The sequence below is a fragment of the Streptomyces sp. NPDC059649 genome (genome assembly GCF_042734445.1).
GTDB lineage: Bacteria > Actinomycetota > Actinomycetes > Streptomycetales > Streptomycetaceae > Streptomyces.
The window spans coordinates 131474-144514 of the sequence record NZ_JBHWDV010000016.1 but is presented as its reverse complement, the minus strand read 5'-3'; the positions used below and the strand labels follow the sequence as shown (position 1 = coordinate 144514).

Sequence of the window (13041 nt, the reverse complement as noted above, 5' to 3'; positions counted from 1 at the left end):
ATCTCGATGGCCTTCGGGGCCGAGACGATCGGGCACTTCGGGGACTCCGGGGCGTTGAGTGCCTCGATCAGCAGCGTCCCGCCGACCTCGGCCACCGCCCGCGCCGCGAAGACGAGGTTCTCCAACGCCAGCTTGTCCTGCTCGGCCGCCTCCACGCCCTCGACGCGGTTGCCGTACAGGGCGTTGAAGGTCGTGCAGCCCAGCGAACGGGCGAACTCGATCGCCACCGGCACATTCGCCCGGAACTTCTCCGACTCCTCACCCGGAAGCGACAGCGCACCCCGGTCCGGACCCGGCAACTGACCGGCGTAGAAGTTCAACCCCACCAGCCGCGTACCGGCATCGGTCAGCGCCGAGCGCAGCGCGGCCAGCTCCGCCTCGTCCGGAACCGGGGCGTCCACCCACGGCCACCACAGCTCCACCGCCGTGAAACCCGCCGCCCGCGCGGCCGCCGGCCGCTCCAGCAACGGAAGCTCGGTGAACAGGATCGACAGATTGACGTTGAAGCGCGTGTCCGTGAAACCCATAAGGGCCGGCGCTCCTTCCGGATAGTGGAACTGGATTTCTTCGATACGGTATATCCGTGCTACGGGATAGTGGCCAGGCCGGGCGCGCCGGTCAAGAGCGCGCCCGGTTCGCCTCCGGACCCGGCCCGGCGGCGGAACGCCGGGCCGGGTCCGGCGTCAGGACTTGAGCGGCTTGATCGCGGTCGGGGCGTGCCCCGGCTCGGTCGCGAGCTCTTCCCACTCGTTGACGCTGGCGATGTCGCTGCCGCTCATCGAGATGTTGGTGATCCGCTCCAGGACGGCCTCGACGACGACCGGGACGCGGTACTCGGCGGCCAGCTTCTTGGCCTCCTCGAAGGCGGCGCCCAGCTCGTTGGGGTCGGTGACCCGGATGGCCTTGCAGCCCAGACCCTCGGCGACCTTGACGTGGTCCACGCCGTAGACACCGATCTCCGGCGAGTTGATGTTCTCGAACTCCAGGTTGACCTGGAAGTTGATGTCCAGGTTGCGCTGTGCCTGGCGGATCAGACCGAGGTAGGCGTTGTTCACCAGGACGTGGACGTAGGGGATCTTGTGCTGGGCGCCGACCGCCAGCTCCTCGATCATGAACTGGAAGTCGTAGTCACCGGAGAGGGCGACGACCGGCGTCTCGGGGTCGGCGGTGGCGACGCCCAGCGCGGCCGGGATGGTCCAGCCGAGCGGGCCGGCCTGGCCGCAGTTGATCCAGTGGCGCGGCTTGTAGACGTGCAGCATCTGCGCGCCGGCGATCTGGGACAGGCCGATGGTGGTGACGTAGCGGGTCTCCGGGCCGAAGGCCTTGTTCATCTCCTCGTAGACGCGCTGCGGCTTCATCGGGATGTTGTCGAAGTGCGTACGGCGCTGCAGCCGGGCCTTGCGCTCCTGGGTGGAGGCGGCCCATGCGCCGCGGTCGGGCAGCTTGCCGGCGGCCTTGAGCTCCTTGGCCACCTCGACGAACAGCTCCAGCGCGGCCTTGGCGTCCGAGGCGATGCCGTAGGCCGGGGCGAAGATCTTGCCGATCTGGGTGGGCTCGATGTCGACGTGGACGAAGGTGCGGCCCTGGGTGTAGACGTCCAGCTTGCCGGTGTGGCGGTTGGCCCAGCGGTTGCCGATGCCCAGGACGAAGTCCGACTCCAGGAAGTTGGCGTTGCCGTAGCGGTGCGAGGTCTGCAGACCGACCATGCCGGCGTTCAGCTCGTGGTCGTCGGCGAGGATGCCCCAGCCCATCAGCGTCGGGACGACCGGGATGCCGGTCAGCTCCGCGAACTCGACCAGCAGGTCGGAGGCGTCGGCGTTGATGATGCCGCCGCCGGCGACGATCAGCGGGCGCTCCGACTCGTTGAGCAGCGCGACGGCCTTCTCGATCTGCGCACGGGTCGCGGTCGGCTTGAAGGCCGGCAGCGGCTCGTAGGTCTCCGGGTCGAAGTCGATCTCGGTGAGCTGGACGTCGATCGGCAGGTCGATCAGGACCGGGCCGGGACGGCCGGAGCGCATCAGGTGGAAGGCCTGCTGAAAGACGCCGGGGACCTGGGCGGCCTCCATGACGGTGGTCGCGGCCTTGGTGACCGGCTTGGCGATCGAGGCGATGTCGACGGCCTGGAAGTCCTCCTTCTGGATCACCGCGGTCGGCGCCTGGCCGGTGATGCAGAGGATCGGGATGGAGTCACCGATCGCGGAGTACAGACCGGTGATCATGTCCGTGCCGGCCGGGCCGGAGGTGCCGATGCAGACGCCGATGTTGCCCGGGTGGGTCCGGGTGTAGCCCTCGGCCATGTGCGATGCGCCCTCGACGTGACGGGCCAGCGTGTGGTCGATCCCGCCGGCGCCCTTGAGCGCGGCGTAGAAGGGGTTGATCGCGGCGCCCGGCACTCCGAAGGCGTTGGTCACGCCCTCACGCTTGAGGATCTCCACCGCGGCGCGGGCGGCTGTCATTCGAGGCATCGCGTACTCCTGCGTCGACCTGTCACGGGCGGACCCCGGCAAGAGCCGGGACACCTGATTCCGTATCGTGGAAGCAATGTTTTGCTTTATGGAAGGAAAGTAGAGCGCGGGGAACCGGCCGTCAAGGGGAGACCGGCCGGCCCGACCGGACGACCTGCAGCAAGAGGCACCGAAGGCGGTTCGGCCGCAGAAACGACGACGCCCCGCCGCGATTGCTCGCGACGGGGCGTCGGGGTGTCCGAATCGGAACCGGTCCGGTTCCCTACCGGAACCGGACCGGAACCGGACTAGAAGTTGCCGTTGGAGAGGATCTCCCCCTTGGCGTCATAGACGGTGACAGGGCCGTTCTTGGAGTCCTTCCAATCGGCGAAGGCGCTGGCGATGAGCTTCCCTTCGCTCTGGTGCGGCCCCATGATGCTCGTTGACGAACGCCTTGCGCCGGTCGGCCTGGAACGCGGGCGCCTTGAGCTTCTCCTTCAGGTGCCGAACGACGCTTCTCCCCCGCCAGGTTGCTCTGCCCAGTAGCCGAACTACCTTCTCCGGCCGTCGACTTGGCATCGCCCTTAGCCTGCTGCTCCTGCCTCGCGGCCGCAGTGACCTTGTCCGACATGCGAGTTGGGGATGCGGCACCACCTCCACCGAGGGCCGCACCGATGATGCCGAGGACGACGAACCACGCCCACCGCACCTGCGCATCATTCCCGTGAAGGCAGCACGGCCGACCCGGACACAGTACGGCCCTGCCGCCCCCACGGCGGGACGGTCGCTACCGGATCGGCATTCCCGACAGCGTCCGGGCGATGACCAGGCGCTGGATCTCGCTGGTGCCCTCGAAGATCGTGTATATCGCGGCGTCGCGGTGCATGCGCTCGACCGGGTATTCGCGGGTGAAGCCGTTGCCGCCGAGGATCTGGATGGCCTGGGCGGTGACCTTCTTGGCGGTCTCACTCGCGAAGAGCTTGGACATGGAGCCCTCGGCGGAGGTGAAGGGCTTGCCCGTGGTGGCCATCCAGGAGGCGCGCCAGACGAGGAGGCGGGCCGCGTCGATCTGGGTGCGCATATCGGCGAGCTGGAAGGCGACGCCCTGGTTGTCGATGATAGGGCGGCCGAACTGCTCACGGGTCGTGGCGTATTCCAGCGCCTCCTCGTAGGCGGCGCGGGCGGTGCCGACGGCCATCGCGCCGACGGCCGGGCGGGACGCCTCGAACGTCGCCATCGCGGCGTTCTTCACCCTCTCCCCGCCCGCCTTGGCCTTCTCGCGGGCCCGCGCCAGGCGCTCGTCGAGCTTGTCCTTGCCGCCGAGGAGGCAGTGGCCGGGCACGCGGACGTCCTCCAGGACGACCTCGGCGGTGTGCGAGGCGCGGATGCCGTGCTTCTTGAACTTCTGGCCCTGGGAGAGGCCCGGGGTGTTCGGCGGGACGATGAAGGAGGCGTGCCCCTTGGAGCCCAGCTCGGGGTCGACGACCGCGACGACGACGTGGACGTTGGCGATCCCGCCGTTGGTCGCCCAGGTCTTGGTGCCGTTGAGGACCCACTCGTCCTTCGCCTCGTCGTAGACCGCGCGGGTGCGCATCGAGGCGACGTCGGAGCCGGCGTCGGGCTCCGAGGAGCAGAAGGCGGCCACCTTGACGTCGTTCGCGTCGCCGTACATCTGCGGGACCCAGGTGCCGATCTGCTCCTCGGTGCCGTTGGCGAGGACGCCGACGGCGGCCAGGCCGGTGCCGACGATGGACAGCGCGATGCCCGCGTCGCCCCAGAAGAGCTCCTCCATGGTCATCGGGATGCCCAGGCCGGTGGGGTCGAAGAACTGCTGGGCGTAGAAGTCCAGCGAGTACAGGCCGATCTTCGCCGCCTCCTGGATGACGGGCCAGGGGGTCTCCTCGCGCTCGTCCCATTCGGCGGCGGCGGGGCGCACGACGTCCGCGGCGAAGCCGTGAATCCAGTCACGGACTTCCTTCTGCTCGTCGTTGAGCTCCATGGTGAACTCGGCCATGTCCCCTCCAGTGCAGGCATTTCTCGTGTTACTAGCGGTAACGCGAAGTGTGTTACTCGTCAGTAAGCGATGTCAACTCCCCCTGTGCCGGATGACCGGCGAAGATCGGGTGTTACGTTGCGCGAGCGCCGCGGATTCACAAGGGTGGGGAGCACGACCATGGAGAGCACAGACAACAGCGGCCGTCGGCACTCGGCGACCGAGCGCAGACGGCGGGAGCTGCTGGAGGCCGCCGAGCGCATCGTGCTGCGCGACGGCCCGGACGCCTCGATGAACGCCATCGCCGCGGAGGCGGGCATCACCAAGCCGATCCTCTACCGGCACTTCGGCGACAAGGGCGGTCTGTACCGCGCCCTGGCCGTCCGCCACACCGACGCCCTGCTGCTCAATCTGCGCACCGCGCTGGACGCACCGGTCCTGCGCCGCGACCGGGTCGAGGCCACCCTCGACGCCTATCTCCTCGCGATCGAGACCCGCCCGCAGGTGTACCGCTTCCTGATGCACCCGGCGGACGAGAACACCCCGTCGGAGTCCGGTTTCGACGTGGGGCGGCACGCCGCTCCGCTGCTGCGCCGGCTCGGCGAGGAGCTGGCCACCGTGATCATCGAACGGCTCGACCTCGGCCCCGGCGGCGAGGAACGGGCCCGGGTCTGGGGCCACGGCATCGTCGGCATGATGCACGGCGCCGGCGACTGGTGGCTGCGCGAACGCCCGTGCTCGCGCGAGCAGTTGGTCCAGCACCTGACCGATCTGCTGTGGGGCCAGCTGGCCACGATCAAGGACCGCGAGGACAGCCCCGGGTTCTGAGGACGGCGGGCAGCGGGGACAGAGGACAGCTGGGGGGCCGGCCGCTCAGCGGCCGGAGGTCTCCGCGTCCGCGGCCCACGGTGCCCGGGCCGCGGCGCGCAGCACCCGGCGGCGGCGCAGCCCGGTGAGGTGGTCGACGTACAGGCCGCCGTCGAGGTGATCGCACTCGTGCTGCAGACAGCGGGCGAAGAAGCCGGTGCCGGTCACCGTCCGCGGCTCGCCGGACGCGCTGAATCCGGTCACCACGGCCCGGTCGTAGCGCGGGGTGCCGGCCTCGATACCGGGCAGCGACAGGCACCCCTCGGGCCCCCGGATCACCGGTCCGTCGGTCTCGACGAGCCGGGGGTTGACCAGGTGCCCCAGGTGGCGGCGGTCCTCGTCGTCGGGGCAGTCGTATACGAACACCCGCAGCGGGACGCCGATCTGGTTGGCGGCGAGCCCGACGCCGTACGCGGCGTACATCGACGCGAACATGTCCTCGACGAGCGCGGCCAGCTCCTCGTCGAACGCGGTGACCTCCTGACAGGGCCCGGTCAGGGCCGGATCGCCGAGCAGACGCAGCGGGCGGGGCCGGCCGGAACTGCCGGGGATGGTGCGGAGGCGCATGGGGCAAGCGTACGGTCCTGGGCACCGCCGGATGTCGCCGGACGGGTGGCGGGGTTCGGGCCCGCCGCCGGATCTCGATAGGCTGATCCCCGACCGAAGCCTCCGGCCGGTCATCGGTTGCGGAGGGGGCGTTCCACCGGCAGCCGCACGCCGGGCGCCGGATGCAAGGAGGATCTAGGACCATGGCAGGCAACACGGAGCCGCTGTCGCCGCGGGCCAAGCTGGCCGTGACGGCGGGCAAGGCCGCGGCGGCGGTGTCGCGCGCGGCGGGCCGCGGCAGCGGATCGGTGATCGGTGGCCGGGTGGCGCTGAAGCTCGACCCTGACCTGCTGGCACGGCTCGCCCGGCACCTGGACGTCGTCCTGGTGTCGGCGACCAACGGCAAGACCACCACGACCCGGCTGATCGCGGAGGCGCTGCGGGCCAGTGGCCCGGTGGTCTCCAACGCGCTCGGCGCCAACATGCCCGCCGGCATCACCTCCGCCCTGGCCGGCGGCTCGGACGCCAAGTACGGCGTCATCGAGGTCGACGAGAAGTACCTCGCCGGGGTGGCCCGGGACGTCACGCCCAAGGCCATAGCGCTGCTGAACCTCTCGCGCGACCAGCTCGACCGGGCCGCCGAGACCCGGATGCTGGCCGAGAAGTGGCGCGAGGGACTGGCCGGCTCCAAGGCGCTGATCATCGCCAACGCGGACGACCCGCTGATCGTCTGGGCGGCCTCGTCGTCCGCGAACGTGGTGTGGGTCGCCGCCGGGCAGGAGTGGAAGGACGACGCCTGGTCCTGCCCCTCGTGCGGTGGTGTGATGCAGCGGCCGGGCGAGGACTGGTTCTGCGGCGAGTGCGGCTTCCGGCGTCCGACGCCCAGCTGGGCGCTCTCCGGCGACCACGTCCTCGACCCGCACGGCAGCGCCTGGCCGATCAAGCTCCAGCTTCCGGGCCGGGCCAACAAGGCCAACGCGACCACCTCCGCCGCGGTCGCCGCGGCCTTCGGGGTGCCGCCGCAGGTGGCCCTGGAGCGGATGTTCTCGGTGCAGGCGGTCGCCGGCCGCTATGACGTGGTCACGTTCCAGCAGCGCGAGCTGCGGCTGCTGCTGGCGAAGAACCCGGCCGGCTGGCTGGAGACGTTCTCGCTGATCGACCCGCCGCCGACCCCGGTGATCATGTCGGTGAACGCCCGCGGCGCGGACGGTACGGACACCTCGTGGCTGTGGGACGTCGACTACACCCGGCTCGCCGGGCACCCGATCTTCGTGCTCGGTGACCGCAAGCTGGACCTGGCGGTGCGGCTGGAGGTCGCCGGTCTCGACTTCCAGGTGTGCGAGAGCCTCGACGAGGCGGTGCAACTGGCGCCGCCCGGCCGTATCGAGGTCATCGCCAACTACACCGCCTTCCAGGACCTGCGTCGGCGCGTGGGCAACTGACGTGATCCAGCCACCCTCACGACAAGGACGAGCACGCATGAGTGACAACAGCCTGCGCCTGGTCTGGATCTACCCGGACCTGCTGAGCACCTACGGCGACCAGGGCAACGCCCTGGTGGTGGAGCGGCGGGCGCGCCAGCGCGGTCTGGACGTCCAGCGCCTGGACGTGCGCTCCGACCAGCAGATCCCCACCTCCGGTGACATCTACCTGATCGGCGGCGGTGAGGACCGGCCGCAGCGGCTGGCCTCCGAGCGGCTGATCCGCGACGGCGGGCTGAGCCGCGCGGTCTCCAACGGCGCGATCGTCTTCTCGGTGTGCGCCGGCTACCAGATCCTGGGCCACGAGTTCATCAACGACCTGGGTGAGCGGCAGCAGGGCCTGGGGCTGCTGGACGTGGTCTCCACCCGCGGCGAGGGCGAGCGGTGCGTCGGTGACGTACTCGCCGACATCGACCCGCAGTTGGGGCTGCCGCCGCTGACCGGCTTCGAGAACCACCAGGGCGTGACGCATCTGGGCGCGACCGCCCGGCCGTTCGCCAAGGTCCGGTTCGGCAAGGGCAACGGGGTCGGTGACGGCTACGAGGGCGCGTACAACGACACCGTCTTCGGCACGTACATGCACGGTCCGGTGATGGCCCGTAACCCGCACATCGCCGACCTGCTGATCAAGCTGGCGCTGGACGTCAACGCGCTGCCGCCGGTGGAAGACCGCTGGTACGAGGCGCTCCGACAGGAGCGGATCGCCGCCGCGACCCAGCCCGCCTGAGCCGGCGCCCCCTTCGCGGGGGTTTCACGGCCTTTCGCGGCTTTTCGTACGCCCGCAGTCCGCACTGCGGGCGTACGTGTGCCCGGACGCCCCGCGCTTGTAGGGTGAGCGGGATCCAACCGGACGACGGGGTCCGGGCCCCCCGGTTGAGTTGCAGAGGGTTTTCGAGCAATGCGTATTGGTGTCCTCACCTCCGGCGGCGACTGCCCCGGTCTGAACGCCGTCATCCGCTCCGTCGTCCACCGTGCCACCGCCGACCACGGCGATGAGGTGATCGGCTTCCGCGACGGCTGGAAGGGCCTGCTGGAGGCCGATTACCGCAAGCTCGACCTCGATGCCGTCGGCGGCATCCTGGCCCGCGGCGGCACCATCCTCGGGTCGTCCCGGGTGCAGCCGGCCCATCTGCGCGACGGCGTGGAGCGGGCCCGCGGCCATGTCGCCGAGCTGGGCCTGGACGCGATCATCCCGATCGGCGGCGAGGGCACGCTGAAGGCGGCGCGGCTGCTGTCGGACGCCGGGCTGCCGATCGTCGGCGTACCGAAGACCATCGACAACGACATCGCGGTCACCGACGTGACGTTCGGGTTCGACACCGCGGTGGGCGTGGCCACGGAGGCGCTGGACCGGCTCAAGACGACCGCCGAGTCCCACCAGCGGGTCATGATCGTCGAGGTGATGGGGCGGCACACCGGCTGGATCGCGCTGCACTCCGGCATGGCGGCCGGTGCGCACGCGATCGTGGTGCCGGAGCGTCCCTTCGACATCGACGAGCTCACCGCGCGGGTGTCCGCCCGCTTCGAGGCCGGCAAGAAGTTCGCCATCGTGGTGGTCGCCGAGGGCGCCAAGCCGCGCGAGGGCACCATGTCGTTCGACGTCGGCGGCAAGGACATCTACGGGCACGAGCGGTTCGCGGGGGTCGCCCGGCAGCTCTCCGTCGAGCTGGAGAACCGCCTCGGCAAGGAGGCCCGGCCGGTCATCCTCGGCCACGTCCAGCGCGGCGGCACCCCGACCGCGTACGACCGGGTGCTCGCCACCCGCTTCGGCTGGCACGCCGTGGAGGCCGCGCACCGCGGCGAGTTCGGCATGATGACCGCGCTGCGCGGCACGGACATCACGCTGGTCCCGCTGGCCGAGGCCGTGGAGACGCTGAAGACGGTGCCGGCCGCGCGCTACGACGAGGCCGAGTGCGTGCTGTGACCCCGGCCACCGCGCACGGCACGCCCGCCCGTTCCGCACGGTAGTTCCCCGCCGTACGACCCGCCCCCGGCCGCGATCACGGCCGGGGGCGGTTCTACGCTTGTCGCCGGAGCATTGGTACGAATCAGGAGCGAGCGGATGGATCACAGCGGGCACGGCATGGACGGCATGCAGATGGATCTACCGCCGTTCACGCTCGGGCGGGGCCTCGCGTTCGGTGGTGATCCGGTCTTCCTCGTCGGCTGCCTGCTGGCCCTCGGGCTGTACGGCTGGGCGGTGCTCCGACTGCGGCGCCGGGGCGACGCCTGGCCGCTGGGCCGGGTCGTCGCCTGGGTCCTGGGCGTGGCCACCGTGGCGCTGGCGATGTGCACCGGGCTGAACGACTACGGCATGGTGATGTTCAGCGTGCACATGGTCCAGCACATGATCGTGAGCATGCTCTCGCCGATCCTGCTGCTGCTCGGCGCGCCGGTGACGCTGGCGCTGCGGGCGCTGCCCACCGCCGGGCGCGGCCGCAAGGGCCCGCGGGAACTGCTGGTGGCGCTGCTGCACAGCCGCTACATGCGGATCATCACGCACCCCGCCTTCACCATCCCGCTGTTCATCGCGAGCCTCTACGCGCTCTACTTCTCGCCGCTGTTCGACTTCCTGATGGAGTCCCGGGCCGGGCACCTCGGCATGATGGTGCACTTCCTCGCGGTCGGCCTGGTCTTCTTCTGGCCGATCATGGGCGTCGACCCGGGGCCGCACCGGCCCGGCTATGTGATGCGGATGCTGGAGCTCTTCGCGGGCATGCCGTTCCACGCCTTCTTCGGCATCGCGCTGATGATGGCCTCGGAGCCGATGGTCGACACCTTCCTGCACCTGCCGGCCTCGCTCGGCATCGAGGCGCTGTCCGACCAGCAGGCCGCCGGCGGCATCGCCTGGGCGTTCAGCGAGATCCCGTCCGTCGTGGTGCTGATCGCGCTGGTCTTCCAGTGGTACAAGTCCGAGGAGCGGCAGTCGCAGCGCGCCGACCGGGCCGCCGACCGCAACGGCGACCAGGACCTCGCCGACTACAACGCGTACCTCGCCTCGCTCAACGCACGGGGGCGGTAGGGCGTCGAACGGGCGGGTCGACCGTCTGGCGGTACGGGCCGCGGCCGGGGACGATGGTCCCATGGCCGCGGCCCGCTGCGTTGCCTGGCTCCGGGCCGCCGTAAGGAGGATGCGGGATGCCCGGATCTGTGAGGACGATGGCCGTGTGCACGGTGACCGGTCTGGTGGCCGCCACCGCCTACACCGTGGCGTTGGGTGCCAATGGCTGGCTCTGGTTCTGCTGGGTGATCCTGGCCGTGGTGACGGTCGGGGTGGTGGCGGCCCGGCCGAACTGAGGGAGGCCGCGGCGGGTCACCCGGGTTCTTACGCCACCGCGCCCTCAGAAGCGGAAGACCGGCCCCGTGGCGGAGTCCAGTGTGCACGCGTTGGGGAACTCCTTGCGCCAGTTCACCGGCCCGCCGCGCCAGTTGCCGGTCGCGCTGACGGTGACCGGGTCGTACTGCCGGGTGCAGGCGTGCGGCTCGCCGGGCAGCGCGTCGAAATCGCCGCGGGCCCAGGTCAGCGCGTCGCAGGCGGCGGCCGCGTGGGGGTGCCTGCCGTAGACGTCCGGGCAGGAGAGCCGCACCCCGCGGATCCAGGTGTCGTGGTCCCCGGAGATGGTCAGCAGCAGGCCCTGGGCGGCGGGCGGCGGCGGTTCGGTGGCGCGGGCCGGGGCGGCGCAGAACGCACCGGCCAGCGCGGCGGACACGGTCGCGACCACGGCGGCGGGCACGGCGACACCCGCGGTGCGGCGTCGGTGGTGCACGGGCATCGATGCCTCCTGGGAACGCTGGGGGGCTTCAGGCCACCCCGCCGGACCCCGACACACAAGCGGCCACGCCGTGCGGTCGCCCGTACGGGGCCGTTCCCGGGCCGCCCCTTCGCCGGTTCGGACCCATCGGTCCGCCCCGGCCCGTACGGAAGAGGGTGGCCGGTGACGGAGGAGGCGGCTCCGTCACCGGCCACCGGACCGGAGGGGTTTTCATGAAGGGGCTGCGGGCACGCATCCCCGGCTCACACGCCGGGGCATCAGGCCCGGGCTAGCCCACGCGCTCGATACGGGCGTGCCGGATCAGGAACTTGCCCGCCTCCCGTACCTGCTCGAACGCCGCGTTGTTGAGCAGGGCGCAGCTGCCCGACGTCGAGGTCACGGACACGATCGTCGACTTGTTGTTGTCCAGGTTGGTCACCTTGAGTTTCGTGCCGGTGGGGAACTGGTTGCTGGAGGCGGCCGGTGCGCCGCCCTCGCCGGAGAGGGTGACCGTCGAGCCGGGGCAGACCACGTCGCCACCGGCCGCCGGCGGGTCACCGGCCGCCGACGGGTCGGCCGATCCCGACGGGGCGGCCGAGGAGCTCTGGTCGGCCGAGGAACCCGGTGGTGCCTCGGAGGCGGGCGGGGCACTGCTCTGGGGCGGCGCACCGCCCTGGGGTGGCGCGCCCGCCTGGTCCCCGCCCGCTCCCCCACTACAGCCGGCGGCCTGCTGCTTGACCTGGATCTCCTTGATCACCGCCTGCCGGTTGGCGATCCGCGCCGCCGACTGCGCGTCCGGATGGGCCTGTTGATCGGCGATGAACTTCTGGTTGTTGCTCAGGGCGGTGGCCAGTCCGTCGCAGGCCACCGACGCCTGGCTGGTGCCGGTGGTGACGATGGCGATACCACCCACCAGCGCCGCGGCGCTCACCGCGACCACGATCTTCTGGCGCCGGGTGACTCTCCTCTTGCGGGACATCTAGGGCTCCTGTCCTCGGCCCGGGACCTGGCCCGGGCTCGCTTGCCGGTCAGTACGGGAACCCAACTACGGGGTGCTCAGGGCGAGTTGAAAGTTGTCCGGGGATGCCAAACCCGCTGCCGGGCGCTCGGCGGGACCTGCGATGATGTCCGCGTGCGCGTACTGATGCCGGTCCCCGACCGCGACTTCGATGTCACCGAGGTCGCCGTGCCCTGGCGGCTGCTGACCGATGCCGGACACGAGGTCGTCCTCGCCACCGAGCGGGCCGGCACCCGCCCCGCCTGCGATCCACGGCTGCTGACCGGCGTCCTCTTCGGGCGGCTCGGCGCCGCGCCGGAGGCCCGGCGGTACTACGAAGAGCTCACCCGGAGCGAGGAGTTCGCGGCGACCGTGGGCTGGTCGGAGCTGGACCCGGACGGGTACGACGGGCTGCTGCTGCCCGGGGGCCATGCGCCCGGCATGCGGCAGTATCTGGGTTCGGCGGCGCTGCGGCGGCAGGTCGGCAGGTTCTGGGCGCTCGGCCGTCCGGTCGGCGCGATCTGCCACGGCGTCCTGGTCCTGGCGCGGACGACCGACCCGGCCACCGGCCGCAGCCTGCTCGCGGACCGCCGGACGACCTGTCTGCCCAGGTACATGGAACGCTCGGCCTATCTGGCCACCGCCTGGCGTCTCGGCCGCTACTACCGGACGTACCCGGCGTACGTGGAGCACGAGGTCCGCGCCGCGCTGGACGCCCCGGACACGCAGTTCGCGCGCGGACCGCGGACGCTCTCCGCCCGGGGCACCGCGACCGACGACTCCCCCGCGTTCGTGGTCGAGGACGGCAACTACCTCTCCGCCCGCTGGCCGGGCGACGCGTACCTCTTCGCCCGCCGCTTCCTGGCCCTCCTGGAGGCCGCACCCCACTGACGGCGCGCGGCAGTCGTCGGGGTGCGTTCCGGTGCGGCCGGTGGCCCGGCCCCGACGGCATCGATCCCCC

At 71.1% G+C, this 13041-nt stretch carries 14 protein-coding genes; 7 read left to right on the top strand and 7 right to left on the bottom strand.

The features are described 5' to 3' along the window. The 4 genes from ACFV1J_RS19590 to ACFV1J_RS19575 all read right to left on the bottom strand — a co-directional run. On the bottom strand, positions 1 to 527 hold a 527-nt coding region (locus ACFV1J_RS19590; RefSeq protein ID WP_385859758.1), incomplete at its 3' end, for a TIM barrel protein. A gap of 156 nt (positions 528 to 683) precedes the next feature. Then, the gene (gcl, locus tag ACFV1J_RS19585) at positions 684 to 2465 is read right to left on the bottom strand and encodes a glyoxylate carboligase (RefSeq protein ID WP_385859756.1); all 1782 of its coding nucleotides are present in this window, start codon (positions 2463 to 2465) and stop codon (positions 684 to 686) included. A gap of 287 nt (positions 2466 to 2752) precedes the next feature. Next, positions 2753 to 2878, bottom strand: coding sequence for a hypothetical protein (locus ACFV1J_RS19580; RefSeq protein ID WP_385859754.1), 126 nt, complete (start codon positions 2876 to 2878; stop codon positions 2753 to 2755). A gap of 353 nt (positions 2879 to 3231) precedes the next feature. Then, positions 3232 to 4458 carry an acyl-CoA dehydrogenase family protein gene (locus ACFV1J_RS19575; RefSeq protein ID WP_362145282.1) on the bottom strand — a complete coding sequence of 409 codons (1227 nt, stop codon included), beginning with the start codon at positions 4456 to 4458 and terminating at the stop codon, positions 3232 to 3234. 159 nt (positions 4459 to 4617) lie between these two features. On the opposite strand from ACFV1J_RS19575, the gene ACFV1J_RS19570 reads away from it, so the two are divergent. Further along, positions 4618 to 5265 (top strand): TetR family transcriptional regulator, encoded by a 648-nt coding sequence (locus tag ACFV1J_RS19570; RefSeq protein WP_385859751.1) that lies wholly within the window; start codon positions 4618 to 4620, stop codon positions 5263 to 5265. A gap of 45 nt (positions 5266 to 5310) precedes the next feature. Here ACFV1J_RS19570 and def read toward each other — a convergent pair whose 3' ends face one another. After that, positions 5311 to 5871, bottom strand: coding sequence for a peptide deformylase (gene def / locus ACFV1J_RS19565; protein WP_385859749.1), 561 nt, complete (start codon positions 5869 to 5871; stop codon positions 5311 to 5313). Between the two features lie 182 nt (positions 5872 to 6053). On the opposite strand from def, the gene ACFV1J_RS19560 reads away from it, so the two are divergent. The 5 genes from ACFV1J_RS19560 to ACFV1J_RS19540 all read left to right on the top strand — a co-directional run bounded on the left by ACFV1J_RS19560 (position 6054) and on the right by ACFV1J_RS19540 (position 10628). Continuing rightward, a complete protein-coding gene (locus ACFV1J_RS19560; RefSeq protein WP_385859747.1) occupies positions 6054 to 7292 on the top strand; it encodes a MurT ligase domain-containing protein in 1239 nt (412 codons plus the stop codon). A 37-nt stretch (positions 7293 to 7329) separates the two neighbouring features. Beyond that, the gene (locus ACFV1J_RS19555; protein ID WP_261954208.1) at positions 7330 to 8058 is read left to right on the top strand and encodes a type 1 glutamine amidotransferase; all 729 of its coding nucleotides are present in this window, start codon (positions 7330 to 7332) and stop codon (positions 8056 to 8058) included. Between the two features lie 171 nt (positions 8059 to 8229). Further along, on the top strand, positions 8230 to 9255 hold the full coding sequence (locus ACFV1J_RS19550) for a 6-phosphofructokinase (protein ID WP_385859745.1): 1026 nt from the start codon (positions 8230 to 8232) through the stop codon (positions 9253 to 9255). 138 nt (positions 9256 to 9393) lie between these two features. Next, positions 9394 to 10353 carry a cytochrome c oxidase assembly protein gene (locus ACFV1J_RS19545; protein WP_385859743.1) on the top strand — a complete coding sequence of 320 codons (960 nt, stop codon included), beginning with the start codon at positions 9394 to 9396 and terminating at the stop codon, positions 10351 to 10353. Between the two features lie 116 nt (positions 10354 to 10469). Beyond that, positions 10470 to 10628 (top strand): hypothetical protein, encoded by a 159-nt coding sequence (locus tag ACFV1J_RS19540; protein ID WP_030414632.1) that lies wholly within the window; start codon positions 10470 to 10472, stop codon positions 10626 to 10628. 44 nt (positions 10629 to 10672) lie between these two features. Here the strand turns inward: ACFV1J_RS19540 and ACFV1J_RS19535 are convergent, their stop codons facing one another. Together ACFV1J_RS19535 and ACFV1J_RS19530 are read right to left on the bottom strand one after the other, a co-directional pair. Continuing rightward, a complete protein-coding gene (locus tag ACFV1J_RS19535; RefSeq protein WP_385859739.1) occupies positions 10673 to 11104 on the bottom strand; it encodes an SSI family serine proteinase inhibitor in 432 nt (143 codons plus the stop codon). A 268-nt stretch (positions 11105 to 11372) separates the two neighbouring features. Continuing rightward, entirely contained in the window at positions 11373 to 12062 is a 690-nt protein-coding gene (locus ACFV1J_RS19530) for a hypothetical protein (RefSeq protein ID WP_385859737.1), read from the bottom strand. 153 nt (positions 12063 to 12215) lie between these two features. On the opposite strand from ACFV1J_RS19530, the gene ACFV1J_RS19525 reads away from it, so the two are divergent. Then, positions 12216 to 12971 (top strand): type 1 glutamine amidotransferase domain-containing protein, encoded by a 756-nt coding sequence (locus ACFV1J_RS19525; RefSeq protein WP_385859735.1) that lies wholly within the window; start codon positions 12216 to 12218, stop codon positions 12969 to 12971. Positions 12972 to 13041: the final 70 nt, after the last annotated feature.